The sequence below is a fragment of the bacterium (Candidatus Blackallbacteria) CG13_big_fil_rev_8_21_14_2_50_49_14 genome (genome assembly GCA_002783405.1).
Taxonomy (GTDB): domain Bacteria; phylum Cyanobacteriota; class Sericytochromatia; order UBA7694; family UBA7694.
On sequence record PFGG01000045.1, the window covers coordinates 22,238 to 44,083 of the forward strand.

Here is a 21,846-nt window from a genome sequence, read left to right on the forward strand (position 1 = left end):
AGGTCATTGATACCACGGATCATGCCCAAGGGGAAAACCCCTATTACCGCGCTTCTGCGCATTGATTCAGGTGCACTATGAATAAGCTTGAACGGGCCAACCGAGTACGTCGCCAGGAAGCGGGTTTGTGCCGCCAATGGAGTTTGGATGATTTTCATCAGGTTTTAAGAGCAGCCTCCGTCACGCGGGCCTATCTGGTCTATGAAAATGGCTTGTTCAGGCTTTCCCATCCCCATCTGCTGAAACCCCTGCAGAGTTTTTTTGAACTCTCTCAGGATTTTTCAAGCCATGAAGGGGTGTTTATTGGCCGTGAGGAGGGCATTGACGCGCTTTTCTTTGCCTTTGTGCATGATACGCGCAGGGGCTTGGCACAAGGGGGCCTGCGCTTTGCGCCCTATACGAATCTGGCAGAGGTCTTGGTCGACGGTCTGCGCCTTTCACAGGGAATGACGCGAAAAAACGCCTTGGCGGGTTTGGATTGGGGGGGCGGCAAGGGCATTATGACCCTTCCTTCTCAGTTTAAACATCCGCGTGAATTCCAGGCAAGCCCTGAACGTCAGGCCTGTTTTGAAGCCTATGGCCGTTTTGTGGCCTCGTTGGGCGGCGTTTATTATACCGCTGAAGACGTGGGCACCAATACCCAGGATATGGCGGCACTCTTAACGCAAAATCGTTTTACCACCTGTATCCCGCCAGAACGTGGGGGCAGTGGCAACCCCTCTCCTTTTACTGCCCGTGGCGTTTTGCGGGCCATGCAGGCTGCTTGGCTTGCGCTCTCTGGCAGCGACAATCTTCGTGGGGTACGGGTCGCCGTTCAGGGCACAGGCAATGTGGGCGCACCTTTGATCCGCGCGCTCGATGATTTGGGGGCCACTGTTCTGATTTCCGAGCTGAATCAGGCCTCCTTGAATGAAATTCTGGCAGAACGCCCCCATCTGGAGGTGATTTCGCCTCCGGATGCAATCTTTGATGCCGAAGCCGATATTTTTGCCCCCTGTGCCATTGGTGCCCAGGTGAATGCCGATACCATTCCCCGTTTAAAGGTGAAATTGGTTTGCGGGGCTGCCAATAATATTCTCAAGGAGCCTGAAGCCGATGCCGAACGATTGCGGCAGCGCAGTATTGGTTTTGTGCCCGATTTTGTCTGCAACCGCATGGGCATTGTGAACTGTGCCGACGAGTGGCAGGGCTATCTCGCAGAAGATGTACAACTCGCGGCAGAACGGGTTTTTCCGGATACCCTGCGTGTGTTTAATTATGCGCAAAGCCGCCACTGTACGGCTACCCAGGCCGCCAATGATCTGGCCGATATGGCTGCCAGTGAATTGCATCCCCTGATGGGACATCGGGGCAGAAGGATTATTGATCACCTGATCATTTCAGGTTGGGCGCAAGGAGATGCCAAGCCCAAAACAGAACGTCGCTTTGAACCGATTTTTGTGCCCGTGCTGGATGAGCCTCCTTTGCGGCTGCAATGGGAGCGAGAGGGTTTCTACGGGGGAGATTTTCCAGTTTTAGCAGCAACTCCGTACTCTACTGCATTTGCTCCATCTTTGGCTGATATTCTCTCTTCCGTGTTATTGGATATAAAATCCCGGGCCCTGCAACTTCACCAGGGAGTCTCTCCCCGCAGGGTTTTGGGAACCGAGCATGGCGGTCTGGCACTTCAGTTGGCCGTTGAGCGCAATTCGCCCTATACGCGTGAAGAATTGGGCCGAACGGAGTTTGTCTCCATGTGTCGGGACCATTATTTCAGAAATGAAGCCAGGGTCAGAGAACAATTGCAAGTCAGCGGCGTGGGCTTTGAACCTCCCCAATGGCTCAGTCCCATGCGCGATTCCGGCAGTTCAACCGTTCAAGCGCTCTATGATTTTTTAAACCGTTCAGGCTTGGTCTATACCCAGGAGTGCATTGCCTATCACAGCCCCACTTCAGGTTCGGTGATGGTGGCCTCAGATTTAAAGCGCTCGAAATTAAAGGTCGATTCACGTTATTTCTATCACCTTGTTTCAGCGTCAGGTAAATCAGCCGATGTCGAAATCTATTTCCTCGAATATCTGCCTGGGGTGGTGGCTTTGGGCGTTCATCCCGAGGGGGCATATGCCGACTGGGTGGGCCAGGAAATTCAGCATCCAATTTATCGACACCCAATCCCCGTGCTGGCCTCTGTTAATTTAAATGCTGAAATCGAATGGATTATTCCCTTGGCGCGCAAAGCGCATGAAAGACTGGCGCGGGAATACGGTCTGAATCCGCAAGTTCAGCTTTTTGATGCCCAGGGTTTGATGTCGGCCCCTGAATTTCAAGCTTTTACGCCCCAGCAGGCCTGTGAAAATATTGTGGAGCGTCTGGCTTCTCGCCTGCGTCAGGAATCCGGCCAATGGGCAGTGGATGCCCTGTATTGCTCCCGTTCAGGCGTCAGGGTTATTCCCCGTTACAGTGAGCAGCGTTTTGTGCGGATTGAGCAGGCGGTGAAAGACTTGAAACGCGCGGTTATGGAAAATGAAATTCGCTTCAGTTCTGAACTCTGGAAAGAGCATGTTTTGAAAATTCTCTCTGGCCTTTCGATCTGGTGTATCTCCAGGCAGTATTGGTGGGGAAATGCCATTCCCAATTCTGAAGATGTCTTTTCGACTTGGTTTTCAATGGCGGCCTGGGTATTACAGGGCGCAGGCTGGCCAGACAATCCCAAGCCAGAGGCAATCGATGAAGTCTTTGTGGATCAGGAACTGCTCTTCCGATGGGTCGTGCCCTCACTTTTGGTGGGCATGATTGTGACAGGTCAGCCCGTATTTAAACATATTTATGTCCATGGTACGCTCCATGTCCAGGAGCGTCATTTACTCCCTTCAGGTCAGGGCTCGGAGCAGGCCTCTGACGAAGAGCGTTTTCAGTTCAAGCGCGTTAAACGGCCCATGAAATACCGTTTGGGCAATATCGTTGAACCCGCGACTTTGGTGCGCCGCTTTGGAGCCGATGCGCTGCGCTTGGGGTTTGTGCTTTCACTCGAATCCTCAGCTCCTGATGTGGTGATGCTTTCAGAGGAGCGCCTCAGACTCGCGCGCAAAGTCCTGTATGAGTTAAATTCAAAATTGAGTGGTTTTTATCAACTGGTCAAAGCTTCGGATCTCCCGGTTGAGCTTTTGCCTTTGGATTGTTACCTGCTGCAAAAAATACCCGATTTGGAAAAATGCGTTAGTGAGGCCTATCAAGCGAATCAATTTGGCTTGATCGGCAAAGAACTGATTACCGCTTCGCGGGAATTGGTGAAATATATCAATACGGTGATCGAGTTGCGGCGGACGAAAAGTCTGGCCTCTGCCCTGTATGTGGTTCAAGTCGTTTTGAGTGCTTACCATCAGCTTTTTTCGCCGCTTTGCCCCTTTTTGTTTCAAAAGTTGTTTAGTTGGAGCCGGGAAAGAGCAGTTCAAACTTCGGCTGTTTTCTCGGAGTCTGATCCGCTATACTCATGGGAAGAAGCATTGCTCCTGGAAAGGGAGATCCCATGAGAAAACTAAAAAATATCCAGGTATTTGCCCTTGCGCTTTTCGTAAGTGCCTGTCAGACTCAAAATCTGTCAAAGCCCCCTTTGCCCAGCAGCTCTCCTCTTCTTTCAGCCAGTGCAGTGCCGAGCCCTTCAGTCTTCCCAGGACTGACCAGCCCCTCGCCAGTGGCCAGTTCTGTTCCTGCGTTTACGCCGAAGCCCGGCAGTCAGGTGACACCCATTCCCCAACTCACCCCCACTCCCCAGCCCAAGCCGACGGCAAGTAGTTTGCTGCCTGCTGGTGCGAGCGTAGACGCCTCCTTGAAAGCTGAAATGGCCCAAATACTTGAAAAACTTTCTCCTGGAATCCAATCCCATGCTCTGGTTTCAGAGATTACCCATGCCCATGCTTTGCAATTGGCCCAGGATTCAAAAAATACACAATTTCAAATTCAAGCGACGTATGATCCTATTTCCCCCTCCGCCTTGCAAATTTTGATGATGCACGCAGGGGTTTTTGCTTCAGACAACCTATTGAATGCTTATTTTTCTGATTCAAACAGCAGCAGTCTGCTCAGCCGCTTCAGCCAACAAATATCAAAATCCATGGGCAATTTACCTTTTACCCATTATGCGCTGGAGGTCATTCGCAAGGATTCTTCCTGGTATGTCAGCCTGGTGCTCTTAACTGAAATCGTGACGCTTAAAGGGCTACAGTTGGAGTATGCCCAGCCCGCGCAACTGAGTCTTCAGGGATCCATCAGGGATGCTCGTTTTCAGACGCCCAGTGGTTTATTGACGCGCCCCGATGGTCAGGTCGAAAGTTTAAATCTCAGCAGTTCGGATTCGCGTTTTGAGTTGCCACTTGATCTTTCCAGCACTGGCTATTACAGCTTTGAAATCAATGTGGTGGGGCCCTATGGGCCTCAGCCTGCCACCAATTTTGTCGTGGCTGTAGGCGTTCCCTATCCCAAACCTGAGAACCAGCCCGTTCCTTCACCTACCCCTTTGCCAGAAATATCTGGCCTGCGTCAATTGCTCTTGAATCTTGTCAATTCCGACCGACAGGCGATGGGGCTCTCTGCCCTGAGTGCAGATCCGCTCTTGGCTCAAGCTGCACAAAATCACTCCGAAGACATGATCAACCAAGGTTATATTGGCCACAATTCGCCGTCAGTTGGTAGCCCCCAGCAGCAGGTAGCTCTGGCGGGAGTTTCGGATTTGGTGGCGCAGAATATTGCCATTAGCCATTCTCCTGAGAATGCGCAGCGCGAATTGATGAGCAGCCCTGGCCACCGCAAAACCCTGATTAAGCCAGAATGGACCCATGTCGGTTTTGGCATTTCCCAGGCCCCAGACGGTTTTTTATATATTACCCAAGATTTTGTTCAACGCAAATTGGTATTGGATCCTTTCCCGGCTTCTATCAAACAGGGTGAAAATATAGTGGTCAAAGGCAAAGCCCTTTCAAGTTCAGGCTATCTGGGTGTCTTTCTGGATGGCACAATCCAAGGAAGCCCCTATAATCTGAGTGCGAATCCTGAATTCAATCTGCCAGTGAACCTGCTCAGTACGGGCAAACATCAACTGCGGATTGGTATCAGCGGCCCGCCTGTGAATAATTCCTATTCCTTTACTTTCTCTAACCTCTGGGATTTTACCGTCAATCCCTAAGCCTAATGTGAAAGTCTGACGCGCGAGCCTTCAGGGTATTTTTGCACTTCAATCCGAAAAGGGAAGAGTGATTTTAAATCATCCACATGGGTGATGACCAGAATACAGGCATAGAGGCCTGCGACTGAATTGATGGCTTCGACCAATCTGCTCTTGCCCTGTTCGTCCTGGCTGCCAAAGCCCTCATCAATCACCAGGGTTTGAAGCTTTGCACCTGCTCTGCGCGCCAGCATTCTTGAAATAGCCAGGCGAATTGCGAAATTGACGCGAAAGGTTTCTCCTGCACTGAAGGTCTCATAACTGCGAGTGCCCATTTCATCGCTGATTAAGATATCCAGGGTTTCGACCAAAGAGTCTTTGGATTTGAGTGATTTCAGGGTCTGAAATTTAATATGCATGCGACCTTCTGTCATTTGACTGAGCAAATCATTGGCCGCGTGTTCTATTTCAGGAATTGCATTTTCAATCACGACGGCCTGAATCCCCTTTTGCCCGAAGATATCCGTCAATTCAGCATAGAGTCGGAATTCCTGGTCTAAATTTTTTTGGGCAAGCAAAGCCTCTTCACGCATCTCAGACTGTAGATTCAGGCTTTGCAGTTCTTTTTCCAAGGCAAAGATTTTGGCATGGTTCTCTTTTTCTTCTGCCAGATAGATATTCAATTGGGTTTTGAGTAGACGGGTTTCACTCTCCGCTGATAAATAGGCTTGCCGGATCTGTTCGGCTTGGGAGAGCTTTTCAAACAATTGGGTCTGTTCTAAAACCAGGCTGGCTTCGGTTTGGGCAATCCGCTCTGACTCTTTGCTGATTTGTCCCCATAACTCCTCTCCGCTGAGCAGGGCTTCCCATTTCTGTTGGTAGATTTTGAGCCTTTGGATTTCATCGCGAATAAACTGCAGATTTTTCACCCACTCAGGCAGGGGTTCCAGTTCATGCTCCAGCCTTGTGATTTGCGCCTTGAGTTCGGGGGCAAAACTTTGCTCCTGGAGTATTGTTTCTAAAAGGCTGGAGGTTTGTGCTTGCTCGGCAATCTGTGCTGTGAGTTGAGCCAGCTCAGTTTCGGCCTGTTCTGCCTCCTTGAATTTCTGCTCTATTCCAGCATATTGGGAGAGGGCTTTGCGCGCCTTTTGGTGCCTTTCTGGCTGATAATCGAGGACCCTTATTTGGGCACTTATTTCTTCTTTTTCGGCCCTTAAGCGCTGCAGTGAGGGGGAATGCTTCAGTGCATCCAGCAGTTGGGCAAGTTCGGCTTCTTTTTCAATCAATTCAGCTTTGCTGGCTTTTAAAGCCTCAAGCGCCTGTTCAATTTGGCCGATTTCTTTTTGAAGGGGATCGCGTTTTTTCAATTCTCTTGTTAGCTGGCTATATTCGGCGCGAAAGGAGAGGATCTGTGCTTCCAGGTCTTCTAACTCCTGTTGCAGTTTTTTTTGCTGCGTTTGGTTTTGATTCAAATCTTGGCTGTATTTTTGCACCAAGAGATTGAGATCCTCAGGGTTCAAGAGGCGTTCACACAAGGGGCAGGCATCGGCTTGGTGGCTTTCCAATTGCTCTTTTTTTTCAGCCAGTAAGAGTTCATTTTCAGCAAGGCTGCGCAGCCGTTCTGTCTTTTGTTCCTTGAATTGATTCTGGGCCTGCCCTGCGGTGGTGATCTCATTTAATTGATGCTGGAGAAGATTCAATGCTTCCATTTCTGAGAGGCGGTCTTGAAGACGGTCTTGAAGGGAAACTTCTGCTTCAAGCTTTTGAGACTGCGCTGCGATATACGCTCTCAGGGCGTGGGCTTGATCCTCCAATTCACGACTGAAGCTTTCCACTTCCTTTGTTTTGTCAAGAAGGCTCTGGCGGAGGAATTGATCCTGGGAAAATTTTTCTTCCCAGGTCTGAAACTCCGTCAGCAGGAGCGTATAGCGCTCCCAATCGGCACGGATTTCTGGTGCCTTGTTCTGTAGGGTTTGCCATTTCTGGGCCTCTTTGCGCAGATACTTGAGGGCCTCCTGCGCTTGATTCAATTTCAGAGAAACAGCATGGGCTTCTGATTGAAATTTTTGTTGTGCCTGGTGTTTTTCAGTTTGAAGTTCCTGAAGCTGAGTGACTTGGGCTTCTAAGGCTGTTTTTTGTTCGGCATAGCTCTGTAGACGTTGGTAACCAGCTTCAATCTGGGGACGTTGTTCGCGCAGTTTCAAGATTCGGGCTTGCTCAATCTGATTTTCCTGCTTGTTTTTTTCAATCAGGCTGAGTTCCTGTTTGAGTTGAACCTGTCTTTGTTCAAAGATTTGCAGTTCAGCATTTTGAAGTTGAAGGCGATTGAATGCTTCAGTCTTTGTTTCCAGAGCGTTTTGACTGGCTTTCAGCTTTTGATTCAGTTCTTTCTCGGCTTCCTGGAGACTGAGGATCTGCTCTTCAACAAAGGGCTTGGCGGTCAATTGGGCCTCCAATTGTTGCAATTGCCCCTGAATGACCTGTTTCTCCTGTTGAAAACGGGTTTTTTTTTCTTTTGCCAAGGCTTGTAATTTTTCATACTGATTTAAATTGAGAATATCTGCAAGCACATCTTTGCGTTCTTTGGCCGAACTGGTGGTAAAGACATCTGCCCGCCCCTGAAGAATAAAGGAGGAATTGATAAACAGGGTATAATCCATACGCAGGGTCTGAATGATCTCTTGCTGCGTCTCTTTGACGCCTTTGCCACTTAAGGAACGAAAACCCTCTTCGCTTTTGACCTGAAATTCGAGGGTATGTTTGCCTGGGCTCTTGCCTTTGGATCTTTGCCGAGAGCGTAATATTCGATAGGTCTTGTTTTCGAGTTCGAAACTGAACTGAACGCTGACTTCGCTCTCTCCCAGTCGAATAATGTCTTCACTGTTTGGGCTGCGAGATTTTTCAAACAGAGCCCAGGTCAAGGCATCTAAAATTGAAGATTTGCCACTGCCATTGGCCCCCGTTAAGCAGGCAATCTGAAAGGGACTGAAATCCAGTTCAAGATGCTCATAGGCCATGAAATTTTTGGCTTCAAGTATGAGGGGAATCATGGGTAAAGTTCGGAGGCCCTGGCTTCGACCACATAGCTCCAACCAATTGAATCCAAGCGGTTAAATGCGATCAAGAGTGTGGGTTGATCTTTTCTTTTGAGTTCGAGATGTCCAAAAGGATGCTGTTTGAGTTCAGAAAGAACTTCAGGGTGGGGATAAGTTGAAAGTTGAAGCTTCTCTGATTTTGACTGCTCAGATTTTTGCGTTTGCACGACAATTTCTCCTGCCTGATTGAGCAGATAAATATTTTCAATCGTTTTCATATCGGGTAAGGCCAGCAATTGACGGGCCCAGGTCTCTAGGACCATTTCAATCCCAGCGACACCTGCCATTTTTCCTGAGGGCAAGAGTATCGGCTGAACACAGGGCAGCAAAATGCCTTGTCCAGAGGCATCGAGATAGGGCTCTCCCCAGAGAGCCTGGGTTTTACCAAGGGCCTGTTTGTACCAGGGTCTTTGACGGGGATCGTAGCTGGGCTTGTAGCCCCCTTTGCCAGGATAAGAGAAATGAAGGCCTGCTTCCAGCCCAATATATGACCAGATCAGAGGTACGCCTTGCTGATCCAAGGCTTTTCGTAGCTGAGCAAGAGAGCTGAGCGGTTTCTGCGGGCTTTGCATAAAAACTTCCTGAAAAACAGGGGTTAGTCCAGCCAATTGCTTGAGAGGACGTTTGACTGCTGATGCTGAAACGCCAGGAGCCAGTTTAAAACCAGCCTGATCGATGCTGATTTCACGTTGATAGAGCGGAGAGAAGTGAAAATCACGGGGCCTGCGTTTGGGATCTGAAAAATCGTCGTTCAAGAAAATCGCTTGGGCCTGGGGATTTTGAAGATTGAGACTGGATTCGGTGGCCGATACCAGTTTGGCAAGCAAGCCCTGCATGCGTAAAAATTCAGAATCAATTTGCTGTGTTTTTCTGGCAATTTCGGTTAAGTGTTTGCTTAAATGCGCTTCCCTCTGCCTCGAAATCTGAAGCGCGTGCTGGCTGCTCCAGGTCGCGGCCAGGGTGATAGTGGAGCTGAGAGCCAAAAATAGCATTACTCCTGCAGCCACCCGATTGCGGTGTTTTTGCAGCGTTCGGAGGGTTTTGCGTAGCTGATTGTCGGGCCGCGCTTCGGTTTCTTCGCCGTGCAGATAACGGCGAAGATCCTGGGCCAAGGCATCTGTGCTGGCATAGCGATCTTTGCTCTTTTTGGCAGTGGCTTTGTGAACAATGGCCTTCAATTCGACGGGAATCTTGATGTGCGGATCAAAGGGGGTAAAGTCTTCAATCTCTGCCTTCAGCACTTTTTTTAATAAATCCATGGCTCCTGTGGCTTTAAAGGCCGGCAAAAGAGTGAGCAATTCATAGAGAATCAAGCCCAAAGCGAATTGATCACTGCGTCCATCCAGTTCTTTGTTCTTGCCTGCTGCCTGCTGTGGCGACATATAGCGGGGCGTGCCGACAATTTGCCCGATTTGTGTCTGTTCACCCAAGAGATCGTCAGAGATGGCTTGCTTCAACTCGATTTGATCGTCTGCATCCTGGTCTTGGAAGAGTTTTGCAATGCCCCAGTCCATGACATAGACTTCTTTGTATTCCCCGATCATGATATTTGCGGGTTTTAAATCCCGATGTATGACCTGTTTGCTATGGGCATAGGCCATTGCATCGCAAACCTTGAGAAAATGGTCTAGCAGGGTTTCCAGACTGTGTTCATCGTCAGGCAGTTTTCCAGCCTTATAGAGTTCCTGGGATTCTTTGATCAGATCCTTGAGGGTTTTGCCTTTGACCATTTTCATGGCATAGGCCAGACTGCCGTCAGGACGGATATCGAGGTTGTAAATGGGCACGATATTGGGATGGTCTAATTGTGCTGTGATTTGTACTTCATTGAGAAAGCGTCTGAGCAGGCCACGATTTTGAGCCATTTCCTGAAGCAATTGCTTATAGGCAATTGTGCGTTGCAGGTTTTTATCCTTGGCCTTGTGCACCAGCCCCATGGCCCCTTGGCCCAAAAGGCCGAGAAAGTCATATTGTTCTGAGAGTTTCAGGTTGGGGCGTTCTCCCATTTGCTGCTCAAGCAGCTGAGATTGGCTGAGCAAATCGATATGGGTGACTTCAATCGGTTCGAGAAGGTGAATTTCCTGGAGGGCTTTGCTGTCTATTTTTTTTTCGGAATAGAGCCAGGCCACGAATTGATCCAGATTGGCTTGGGGAAAATCATGAAAATAGCTCTGATACAAACTGTCCAGAGAGTCAGGAGCTCGATCGCCTAATACGGTTTTTATATCCTGCAGATTCATGAGGCACCTGCCAATTCAAACTCAAAACGCCTCCTTCATGATCAGGAGGCGTTTTATGAGTAGCACAGGCTGGATTCGAACCAGCGACAACTCGGGTATGAACCGAGTGCTCTAACCAACTGAGCTACTGTGCCAAAGTTGAAACTATTATACTCTGGTTTTTTTCAAGAGCAAAGAGGATTCACAAAGACATTCTTTTTCAGCTATGCTGAACCTATGAAATCTGAACGAAAGCCCTACCCTGACGAGCCACTCTACCGAGTTTTATATCAATTAATTTTAGCGGAAAGCTGGGAACATTTACTTTATATTGGCCAAAAGGGCGACCCTGCCTTACTCGAAACCCTGTTTGAAGCCCGTTCGTATTTAAACCGCGCTCAAAAACTGAGCCTGATAGAATCTGATCCTGAAGCATTTAAATACTATCAAAGCCTGGCTGCCACTCAAGAAAATACTGATTTTTATTTGGGTTATTCACAGACTCAGGCCCATTTCCCTTCGCTTGAAAGCCTGTTTGCCTTTTACCGCAGCCAAAAAACGGCCTGGCACCACTACCCAATTGATTTTTGGGCTGAAAAAGCCGCAAAAGAAGCCCAGGAATTTCATTTATCGCAGCAAAAAGGGCAGTTGAGTCGCCTGAGAGAGTTTTCCCCGGCCCCTGATTTCGTGATTTTGGATGGTTCAGAATTTTTCAGCCAGGCGGATTTGATGGCTTGTTCAGAGGCCCGCTTGATTTTACTGATGGGCGTCAGTGCCTATAAAAACTTTGCCAATTTTAAACGGCTCTCCGAAGATCCACGTTTTTATTTGATGTATCAAAATTGGCAAGCGGGTTTTGGCTACGCCCTGTTTAAAAAGCTACCGGCTTTAAAATCTGGTATCAGCGTGGTGATACATACCAAAAATGAAGAAAAAAATATACGTACCTGTTTAGAGAGTGTGACCTGGGCTGATGAACTTCTGGTGATCGATATGTACAGTGATGATACGACCTGTGAAATCGCCAGAGAATATGGTGCAAAAATCATTCCCCATATCCCCGTCACGTTTATTGATCAGGCCCGGAACTTTGCCCTGGCTCAAGTTCAGCATCAGTGGACCTTGGTGCTCGATGCCGATGAGCGGGTCCCTGAGGCTCTGAAAACAGAACTTCGCCATTTGAGCCAAGCAGCTGATTCGGTTGCGGGTTATTGGTTGCCACGCCAAAATTGGTTCTTTGGCGAGTGGATTCAAGATCTTTTTCCCGATTTTCAGATGCGTTTTTTCCGCAGCGGTTCAGGGGCCTGGACGGGTATGATTCACGATTTTGCGCGTATTCAGGGTGAAACGGTTTATCTGCCTGCGAGACCCGAACTGGCCCTGCAACATTATTCATACCATACGGTTCAGGATTTTGCTCAGAAACAGATCTATTATGCACAGCATACGGTCTCTCAGTATCAGGCGCTTGGCGATCAGGTTCAGATTAACAGTGAGACGATACGAAAAGAATTCAGCCAAGATCTTGCCAAACTTCAAAAACGGATCCAAGACCCGCATCTCAGCGATCTCAATTGGTTAACCCAGACACTTTATTTCTTTTCTAATTACCTCACTGGAGCAAGTTTATTAGAGAAATATGGTGAACTATCTAAAAATACTCAAAAAAAATCGATATTAAGCGCATATACCTATTTAAAAAATGGAATTCGTTTTGATTATCCTTTCAAAGAGAGCATTGCCTCAGCGCTTGAAATCTGTGATGAGTTGATTATTTGCTATGCCACCGATTCAGAAGATGAAACCCCGGCTGCGCTTCAGGAATTGGCTTCACAGGAAGCCAAAATTAAGCTTTTTCCTTCTGAAGTCTGGAAGCAAAACAAAGGCCATGAGGGAGAAGTGATTCGTCTTGCGGCTGAAGAAGCCATGGCCTATTGTCAGGGAGAATGGCTCTGGCATGTGCAGGCCGATGAGGTTTACCATGAAACAGATTTAAAAAAATTAAAAGACGTGCTTTTAGCTGCCGATGCCCGTCAAACAGATGCCTATCGCTTTAAGATCCTGCATTTTTATGCAGATTACCAAACCTTGATTTCTGAATCGGCCCAGGAAATTGGCTGGTATCAGCGCTGCATTCGCTTGACACGCAGGGGTAAAACCCAGCATATCAAAGATGCTTGGACGCAAATCCTGGATCCCAAAGCGCCGGGAAAAATCAGAGATCTTGAAATTCGGATTTTTCATTATGGCCATGTGCGAGAACATGAAGCGATGCGGCGCAAGGCCTCGTATATGGAACAGCTTTATGCTCCCTTGCCAGAGGATTTCGAAGTTTGCCCAGAAGGGCGTTTCAGTTATGATCGGGTACCCGAAGCGTATCTTGAAACCTTTCAAGGCAGTCACCCAGTTTGGATGCGTCAACGCATTGCCCGCTCCGCACTGCAGCACTTGGCTTTGTTACCCCGAAAGCCCAAAGTCTTGGTAATTTCACGCCACCACCAAATCAAAAAAGGTTTTGGCATCAGTTTGAAAGAGATCTATGCCAGCGGTGTATTGCACGCGCATTTTGAAATTCATCAATTGGCCTGGCATTACCATGGGCCCGATCAGCTCCAGGATGAAGTATATGTTTATGGTTTGAAAAAAGAAGATCCCTTTGGCTTGCAGCGCTTAAAGCAACTGCTAATCCTGCTTGAGCCCGAAGTGATTCTTCTGCATGCTGATACGCATTTTTTCCCTGTCTATCTCTCAATACTTGAAAACTGGCAAGGGGCTGTGATGGGCTGGTTTCCTGTGGATTATTCCCGTGTGAACAATCCCCGTCCGATTCTGCCCCTCTTGCAGCGCTGTCAAAAAATTCTCAGTCTTTCAGAATTTGGTATCAATCAGCTCAAAAGGAATTATAAGGGGCCCCTGGAAGTTGTTCCCCTGGGGGTCAATACACAATTATTTTATCCTCTTGAATCAGACCAGCAAAAATGGGAATTGAGAAAAGCCTTGGATTGGCCTGAAGAAGCCTTTGTCTTTTTAATGATCGGAAATAATTTTTGGCGCAAAGGCATCGAATACAGTATTGAATCCTTTTTTCAATTCAGGCTGAAATTTCCTGAATTGGCGAAACAGGCCTTTCTCTACCTGCATACTGAGTTTGCTGAATCTTTTCAGGAATTAATTCAGGCCTATGGTTTAGAGCATCATATTCGCATGAGCAAAGGATTTGACCCCTATCGCCAACCTTTTTCTCAAAAAGATTTACTGAAACTCTATCAAGCGAGTGATACACTGATTCTAACTTCTTTGGGAGAAGGTTTTGGAATGCCCCTTTTAGAAGCACAAGCCTGTGGCTTGCCTGTGATCGGCACTGATTTTTCTTCGATTCCAGAAGTCATCGGTCAAGCCGGCCTTTTAATCAATGCTTCTGCCCCGATTTGTGGACAGAGCTCTGATTGTATTGTTTGGCTCAAATTGCCTGATACTGAACATGCAGCGGAAAGAATGGCTGAAATGATGAGCAATGCCAGTTTACGTCAAGAATTCAAGCAAAAAGCCCTGGCCCGAGCCAAACAAATGACTTGGACCCAAACAGCTGAATTGCTGGGGGGAGCTTTAAGCCAGTTGGTTGGTCAGGGAAAGCCCGTTTTTGAATACCAGGAACCCAGGATTCTTTCTGTATGAAAATCAATAAATTTGTCTTGATACAAATTGCTGAAGAGTCTTTTGACGAGGCCTTGTTTATTCCCCGTTTGATTGAACAATTGCCTGCCAATAGTCAGGTCTATTGCCTTTCCAACTCGATTTCCTCAGCCTTTATTTCGAGTATTACAGGTCTTCGCGTATCGATGATGACTGAAAATCAGGAAAACAATCTGCATGATTTTTCAACCATTGTCGTCAACGATGAAATCGACGCCATCATTGTCATGGATTTGTATAAATACCTGGTCACGCCCAAAGATATCAATTTCCTGCCCAATTGGTTGGATGAGTTTTATAAACCGATCTATGCCCTTGATTATTTTAACCTTCTGGAATACCGCGAGCATCAATTGCTATTGAAAGCCAATATTCCGCGTGCCTATGCCGAAGGTGAAGAACCAGAGCCATTGACCATTTCACCTATTTTGCTAAAGCCATTCCCCCCCAATTATCCCCTGGATTTAAGTGGCGAGCAGGAAAAGGTTGTCCCCTGGAATGCTGTAGATTCGATGTTTCAAGTCAGAAAAGAAACGGTAAAGAGCCAAATTCGTGCTTCTTTTCAGATTGATGAAAATGAAAAAATCGTGACCCTCTTGGTGGATCCCCTCTTGTTTTTAAAATCGCTTGAAATATCTGCCCTTGGCTACTATATGGCCTTGATCGAAATTATCGGTTTTTACTTAAGGCAGTTCCCCGAAACCCGCTTTCAATTCCTGATTGTCGGTCTTTTCCCCCCCCAGGAAGAGATGAACGAAATTCAGGATCTCAATTTAAAAATTCGTTATTTCTCGCACCTAACGGCTGACAATTATCTGACCTTGATTGCGGGCAGCGATTTGCTCTTAACCCATACCACCCGCAGCCCCTTGCTTTTGGATGCCATGGTTGCAGAAACCCCTTGTTTGGTTTTGGGAAACAGTGTGATTCAAGAACTATTGGAAGATCAAACCCGTGAATTAAAATCCTTTTTTAGCCCCCATCCCTTTCTCTATGATATGGTTCATCTGATGATGAATCTGAATCAGTGGACTTCCTATCTTCCGATTTTTCAATTTACTGACTATCCCATTCCCTATAAGGAACTTGATTTTCCAGAACCGGGAATGAAATTTCAAGGATTGATTTACCATTTCGCCGATGTCTTTGATGATTTAACCACAGTACCTATCTTTGAAAATCTTTTGTTTAATCCTGAATATATGAATAATTTTAATGAACAGGTAAAATTAGCACTTAAACGCCATGAATCTTTCTTCCTATCTCAAATCATTGCCCGAAACGCTGAAGCTTAAAGAACGATATACTGCCAGTCAGGCAGCATTTAATTCCGTGCTCAGTCGCAAAACTCAAGAAATCCAGATTCAACCTGCCTGGAGTCATCTTCAACCTGAATTTTTTAGAGCCCCAGAGGTCTGGCAACTCAATTCTCCTGATCTCTATCCCTATTACCGGATTCTCTTTTATTCAACCGTTGCATTGATCGTCGCCGTGCTTTTGATTCTCATTGCCTTTATTCAGGGGTTCTTTGTCAATGAAGCGAAACTATTTAATGCTGTAATGACAAACTATGCTTCAAATAATCCAAAATTTCAAGAAAAAGCCCAAGAATACTTAAAAAAGTATCCCCAAGGCAGCTACCATCTTTCCGTTGAGAATATTGTCCAGTCAAGTTCTCAAATTGGCTATCTCGCTGCCTTAAACCAAGCTGAGCATCAACCCAGTTATCCCTTAAAAATGCAGGCTTATCAAAATGTATTGAGTAAATATTCGGCTATTCCAGCAGAAAGAAAACAAAAGCTAGAAATAAAGCTTGCTAAATATACAAAACAAGTTCAAGAATATGAAAATCTTTTAAATAAAGCCAGAACTTATAGTAAAAAAGAATACTTCACTTCCAGCCTGCTTTTACTTTCAAAATTGGTCAAAAAAGGGCCTGTTTATGGCAATTTGTATACTGAAGCTCAGGATTTATTAAACAGTATTTCAATTAAGAAAATTGACTTTTATTTGGTAAAAGGGCAATTGAGAAAAGCCAAAATCGCCTTAAACGATGCCCGCATTTATGGTGTATCCGAGAATGTGCTTACGGATTTAAGCAAAAAGATCAAAAATTTAGAACAGTTAAAACCCTTAAGATAATTGCATCGATGCAATTGGCCCCTCCAGAGAGGGGCCTTGCTTTGTGTTCAATTTATTCAGCTTCTAAAGCGGCGACACGTTGAACCACATCGACAAAACTGTCGGGGTTCAGGGACATCGAATCAATCCCTGCTTTGACCAAAAACAAAGCAAAATCTGGATAATCACTCGGACCTTGGCCACACAAGCCCACTTTAATCCCTGCCTGATGGGCTTTTTCGATGACTGTTTGAATCATAATCTGAACGGCTTCATTGCGCTCATCAAAGAGATTGGCCAGTTTGCCAGAATCGCGATCCACGCCCAAGGTCAATTGGGTTAAATCATTCGAGCCAATCGAAAAACCATCAAAACGGGTGGCAAATTTCTCTGCCAAAATGACATTGGAGGGAACTTCGCACATCATATAGACCTGTAATTCTTCTAATCCCCGTTTCAAGCCATTCTCAGCCAAAACCTCATGGATTTTATCGGCTTCATCTAAGGTTCTGCAAAAGGGAATCATGATGCTGATATTTTTAAAACCCATTTCTTCTCTGACTTTGCGAATGGCCTGGCATTCCAAACTGAAGCCCTGTTTATATTCTTCGCTATAATAACGTGAAGCTCCCCGAAAGCCCAACATCGGATTTTCTTCAATCGGTTCATAGGCTTGCCCACCGATTAGATTGGCATATTCATTGGTTTTAAAGTCTGACATACGCACAATCACCTGGCGAGGATACTGTGAAGCCGCAATTTTTGCCACGCCATATGCCAATTGGTCAATAAAATAGCGCTTTTTATCAGCATAACCGCGCGTCATTTGTTGGATGATTTTGCGGGTTTCATCCTCTTCTAGACTGTCATAATGAACCAGGGCATTGGGATGAATTTTAATCGCATTGTTGATGATAAATTCCATTCGGGCCAGACCAATTCCATCACTGGGTAAACGCCACCACCTGAAAGCCATATCTGGATTGGCAATATTGAGCATAATCCGGGTTTTGGTTCTGGGAATATTCGTGAGCTCCACTTCGTTTTCTTGAAATTGGAGAATGCCATCGTAAACAAATCCTTGATCTCCTTGAGCACAGGAAAGCGTCACCAATTGTTCATGTTTTAAAATACGTGTCGCATTGCCTGTACCCACCACAGCGGGAACCCCCAATTCACGGCTGACAATCGCAGCATGACAGGTTCTTCCGCCTTGATCGGTAATGATCCCTGCGGCTTTGCTCATAATCGGAACCCAGTCGGGATCTGTCATTTCGGTAACCAAAAGCGAACCCGGTACAAATTGCTCAATGTCTTCGACTGAGCGAATCAAACAGACTCTTCCTGTTGCAATCGCATCGCCAATACTCAAGCCCGTAACTATCGGAGCTGCTGCATCCAAGAGCTCATAGGTTTTGAGCATATGGGCTGTCTTTTGCGACTGAACCGTTTCAGGCCGTGCTTGAACAATAAACAATTCACCTGTTTCGCCATCTTTTGCCCATTCAATATCCATGGGGCGATTGTAATGTTTTTCAATCGTATGGGCCCAGCGGGCCAGTTTGAGAATATCCTCTTCGCTCAGGCAGTAACTTGTTTTTTCAGCCAGGGAGGTATCTACAATTTGGGTGGTTCCCACCCCTCCCAAGGCATAGATCATTTTTTTATGCTTATGGCCCATTTTTTTAGAAATCAGGGGGTGTGTCTTTTCTTCCTCTAGAAGCGGTTTAAAGACAATAAATTCATCGGGGGTGACCATGCCCTGAACAACACATTCTCCCAAACCCCAAGCCCCAGTAATCACAATGACTTTTGGAAAACCTGTTTCTGTGTCCAAGGTAAACAAAACCCCAGAACTGGCTTGATCTGAACGTACCATTTTTTGAATGCCGACACTGAGAGAAACCTCGAGATGATCGTATCCCTGTTTTTCGCGGTAAGCGATGGCCCGATCAGTAAACAGTGAGGCATAACATTTTCTGATCGCATCCAGAATCCCCCCCAAACCTGTGATGTTTAAGAAGGTTTCCTGCTGGCCAGCAAAACTGGCATCGGGTAAATCTTCAGCGGTGGCACTGCTGCGCACGGCAACATCGACACTGTCTTGGCCATACTTTTGGCTGAGTTCTTGGTAAGCAGCTTTGACAGCCTGAATAAATTCAGGCCTAAAATCAGTATTCAAAAATAAATTGCGAATGGCTTTGCCTGTTTTTTCCAAAGAAACCTCTTCTTGGCGAAAGGCTTCAATACAGGCTTTCATTTTTGTTTCCAATTGATTGAAGTTTAAAAATTCCTGGTAGGCGGCAACTGTGGTTGCAAATCCATTGGGAACCCTAATATTTTTTTTACTTAAGAGGCGAATCATTTCACCCAAGGATGCATTTTTACCGCCCACTAGGGGTAAATCGTTCAAACTGAGGGTGTCATAAAAACGAATATATGAAGTCATGGTATGCCTCGAGTTGTATTGAGATCTTCTCTATTATACAGTGGGGGAATTTACTTGTTTTTTTATTTTCTTTTTGGCCCTCACGCCGATTTATCCTGTCAAGTGTCCTGTCAAAGATAATCGGCACGCGCTTTTTATTTTATCTCCAATAATAAACATTATTGGAGATGTAGAACCTATGAAAACACTGGGTTTTTACTCTTTAACTACAATAACTTGGCAACGTATCTTAATATATTTCAGGCGGGTCATTTTTTTAACTCCAATAACACGATGGCTGTATTTTTTAGTTTTTGATCAGATTTATTTACTTATCTCTCTTTGGATTACTATTTTTGTTTATTTTTGATTGTATATATCATAACATAGGTTTTTAATGAAAAATAGAGAAAACTAGAGATATAATGTTCTATTATATTTTTTTAATGATTAAATAGTTATTTATGCGTAGATATATCAGTTTAAAATTTTTCTTGGCCCTGCACAAAAGAATTGCATCGATGCAATTCTTTTATCGACCCTATTTTATGCTTTATTTTCAATAATCTGTTGGCTTTATTTTTAATCGAAATACTTTCTAAATATATTTCAATACTATTTTCAGCTTATTTTTAATCTATAGTCATTAAATTGAGTATTTGATATTTTTTGTTTTTTGAGACCCAACTGCTGCTCATTTTTACTCTTTTTCAGATTTTTGAGAGCTCCTCCCACCCCTTACGATGAAAATACACCTTTCATCCAGACACTAAAAAAGCCTCTCTTTTCAGAGAGGCTTTTTTATATCTTCAGTTTTATTACTGAATGAACTTTTATTCAGTAATATATTTTGAGGCAACCCAACCCACTGTTCCCTGGGATGTTTTAATTTGTGACCAAGTTAAACCGTCTGCAGTAACTGTTGCACTTTGTAAAACTTCAATTTCAGTTTGTGCTGGCAGGGTGGTGATTAAGGCTTGGCTGACAGAGGGGCCCGAGCGGAAACTGACACCAGCAGCATTAATTTTTTTGGTTGCTGCACTGCTTGCAGGTAGACTTGAAGCCGGTGTCTGATCGAGAGTTGTCGTTTCAGTTGGGGTGGCTTGCGTATTTTCGGCAATGGGTTGTACTGCAGGCTCTGTTGTTTGCTGAGTTATAAATGAAGCTGAAACCCAGCCCGTTAAACCAGAGGTTGTTTTTATTTTTGACCAAACATACCCCCCTGCATTCTGGCTCTTGTCTTCTAAAATTTCAACTTTTTCATTTTGACTCAAACGGGTAAGCGCAGCTGATTGGGTACTGGCTTCAGAGCGCAAGGCCACTCCATTGCCTGTGATCATACCTTCAGGCACGACAGGGGCAACAGCTTGGTTTGCTGTGCTCACAGTTTCAGTCGCTTCTGTTTTTTGCGGTGTGGTGGAGGCAGGTGTTTCCTGTTGCACTTGTGCAACAGGTTTGGGAGTAAAAATTTCAATGCATTTCATTACGATTGGGGTCAGACAAATCAGACCGACCAGGATGGTCAATAAGAGCATTTTATTCTGATAAAGGGGCATTTCATTGCCTTGCTCTTCAACTGTGGATTCTGGGCTTTCCATAGTATTTACTTCTTCTTCCTGAACCAATTGTGAAATTGTACGCATATTAGATTCTATGACTTCGATATCTTGCTCAGTACTGGCATAACTTAATGCTTGCTTTAATTCTTTTAAAGCCTGACGATAATTTCCTGCCATATAAAATTCGTTTGCACTTTTATGATAATGGGCCAACATATTTGCTGGAGAGGTAGTTTCTTGTGAGATAGGGGGTTGATTCATGCCATCAGGATCCTTTACTGTTTCAATCGCTCAACTTACACTACTATATACAATAGGTAATATAGAGGGGCATGGGAAAGGGTAAGTGTCACAACTTCAGGATAACAAAAGGAAATCTTTTCTGAAAGGCATAGTTTATGCTTCTCAGAAAAATATTTTATCAACATGAAGCATCTTTCTTCCGAAGAATGGATTATTGCCTGTACACTCAAAAAATTAGAACGGGAACAGCGTGTTGAATTGATGATTCAATCCCATGTGATTTTGATACTTTTAAACGAATCTCAACCCCTTGCTCTTTTAAACCGTTGCCCGCATCAAGGTTATCCACTCAGTTCCTCTCGCCTGGATGCTGAACAAAAGATTTTAACCTGTCCTTTTCATGAATGGTCTTTTTCGCTTTTGGATGGCCATTGCCTGCAGAACCAGTCTCAACTTCAGTTTTTTCCACTGAAAGTCGAAGCCGGGATGGTCTGTGTAAAATTAAGCCCTTAAGAATCCGTGTTAAAATTAGTGAGAGTTTAAACAAGCAAAGGTTAACCCATGGGCCTTCTTGAATTTTTATTTGGCAAACCGCGCAGCAAGGAAAATTATCAGCAGAATTTACCCGCTCCTTTGGTAAAATCTGGCAAAGCGCTGACCCGGCAGGCTTCGGTTCTGGATCTTCAGGTCGGAGGCGTGGTTTCCTATGACGGCACCGATTTTATTGTTCGCAACCGCCACGCCTATGAATCCCATGGCTTTGAATGGTTTTCCTTTCACCTGATCGATACGATTTCAGGTCGCAAACTCTGGCTCGATGCCGAAGATGACGATGAACTTGAAATGGGTATCAGCCAGGAGATTGATTTGGAACTGTCTGGCAGTATCCCTTCCCGCCTGAGTTGGCAGGGACAAACCTATCGCCTCGATGAACATGGCTTTGCAAAAGTGCTGATGGAAAGCGAAGACAGCACCCCCAAATATGCCCAGGTGGAATACTGGGACTTTTATTCTTCTGATGAAGAGAGTGCCTTAGGCGTTGAAAAATGGGGGGGGGATCTCGAAGTCAGTTTGTCTCAAGCAATTGAGCCCTATGAAATCACGATTCTCGCGCTCGGACCTGCCGATGCCTAGAATTGTTTTTATTGTAATCTTTATACTGGTTGCAGCGATTCCCTTTCTGCTCTTTGCAGGCTTAAGCAATGCTGGCACGGGTTCAGCTGGGTCTCACAACGGTTATTACCGTCGGGGCTCCTCGTTTTACTTTTTTGACTTTGGCGGCCGAGGCCGTGGCTACAGCAACGGTGGCTTTCAAAGTGGCGGTTTCCGTTTTGGCAAATAAACTTTTTCG

12 protein-coding genes and 1 tRNA gene are annotated in these 21,846 nt (G+C 45.7%); 8 read left to right on the plus strand and 5 right to left on the minus strand.

The genetic code is table 11. The features are described 5' to 3' along the window. The first annotated feature begins 77 nt into the window (after positions 1–77). Positions 78–3,509, plus strand: a complete 3,432-nt coding sequence (locus COW20_10795; GenBank protein ID PIW48015.1) for a hypothetical protein — start codon at positions 78–80, stop codon at positions 3,507–3,509. Further along, positions 3,470–5,158, plus strand: a complete 1,689-nt coding sequence (locus COW20_10800) for a hypothetical protein (GenBank protein PIW48016.1) — start codon at positions 3,470–3,472, stop codon at positions 5,156–5,158. The genes COW20_10795 and COW20_10800 overlap by 40 nt, the downstream gene beginning before the upstream one ends. Positions 5,159–5,160: 2 nt before the next feature. Here COW20_10800 and COW20_10805 read toward each other — a convergent pair whose 3' ends face one another. The 3 genes from COW20_10805 to COW20_10815 form a co-directional block, all read right to left on the minus strand. Next, the gene (locus tag COW20_10805; GenBank protein ID PIW48017.1) at positions 5,161–8,187 is read right to left on the minus strand and encodes a hypothetical protein; all 3,027 of its coding nucleotides are present in this window, start codon (positions 8,185–8,187) and stop codon (positions 5,161–5,163) included. Next, complete coding sequence (locus COW20_10810; protein PIW48018.1) at positions 8,184–10,472, minus strand: hypothetical protein; 2,289 nt, start codon at positions 10,470–10,472, stop codon at positions 8,184–8,186. The genes COW20_10805 and COW20_10810 overlap by 4 nt, the downstream gene beginning before the upstream one ends. 60 nt (positions 10,473–10,532) lie before the next feature. After that, positions 10,533–10,606: transfer RNA gene (locus COW20_10815), tRNA-Met, on the minus strand. Positions 10,607–10,688: 82 nt separating this feature from the next. Here COW20_10815 and COW20_10820 point away from each other — a divergent pair. The 3 genes from COW20_10820 to COW20_10830 are packed head-to-tail and all read left to right on the plus strand — an operon-like array spanning position 10,689 to position 16,286. Next, positions 10,689–14,126 (plus strand): hypothetical protein, encoded by a 3,438-nt coding sequence (locus COW20_10820; GenBank protein PIW48019.1) that lies wholly within the window; start codon positions 10,689–10,691, stop codon positions 14,124–14,126. Next, positions 14,123–15,439: a hypothetical protein gene (locus COW20_10825; GenBank protein PIW48020.1), complete on the plus strand. Its 1,317-nt coding sequence runs from the start codon at positions 14,123–14,125 to the stop codon at positions 15,437–15,439. Before COW20_10820 ends, COW20_10825 begins: the two co-directional genes overlap by 4 nt. Next, positions 15,390–16,286, plus strand: coding sequence for a hypothetical protein (locus COW20_10830; GenBank protein PIW48021.1), 897 nt, complete (start codon positions 15,390–15,392; stop codon positions 16,284–16,286). The genes COW20_10825 and COW20_10830 overlap by 50 nt, the downstream gene beginning before the upstream one ends. Before the next feature lie 52 nt (positions 16,287–16,338). Here COW20_10830 and COW20_10835 read toward each other — a convergent pair whose 3' ends face one another. Both COW20_10835 and COW20_10840 read right to left on the minus strand, forming a co-directional pair. Continuing rightward, on the minus strand, positions 16,339–18,714 hold the full coding sequence (locus tag COW20_10835) for a phosphoenolpyruvate synthase (GenBank protein PIW48022.1): 2,376 nt from the start codon (positions 18,712–18,714) through the stop codon (positions 16,339–16,341). Positions 18,715–19,526: 812 nt separating this feature from the next. Further along, a complete protein-coding gene (locus COW20_10840) occupies positions 19,527–20,513 on the minus strand; it encodes a hypothetical protein (protein ID PIW48023.1) in 987 nt (328 codons plus the stop codon). 165 nt (positions 20,514–20,678) lie between these two features. Between COW20_10840 and COW20_10845 the strand changes: the two genes are divergently transcribed. From COW20_10845 to COW20_10855, 3 genes are read left to right on the plus strand one after another with little or no spacing between them, the layout of a single operon-like run. After that, positions 20,679–21,008 carry a hypothetical protein gene (locus COW20_10845; GenBank protein PIW48024.1) on the plus strand — a complete coding sequence of 110 codons (330 nt, stop codon included), beginning with the start codon at positions 20,679–20,681 and terminating at the stop codon, positions 21,006–21,008. Between the two features lie 48 nt (positions 21,009–21,056). Further along, positions 21,057–21,629, plus strand: a complete 573-nt coding sequence (locus tag COW20_10850) for a hypothetical protein (protein ID PIW48025.1) — start codon at positions 21,057–21,059, stop codon at positions 21,627–21,629. Continuing rightward, positions 21,622–21,837, plus strand: a complete 216-nt coding sequence (locus COW20_10855) for a hypothetical protein (protein ID PIW48026.1) — start codon at positions 21,622–21,624, stop codon at positions 21,835–21,837. The genes COW20_10850 and COW20_10855 overlap by 8 nt, the downstream gene beginning before the upstream one ends. Positions 21,838–21,846: the final 9 nt, after the last annotated feature.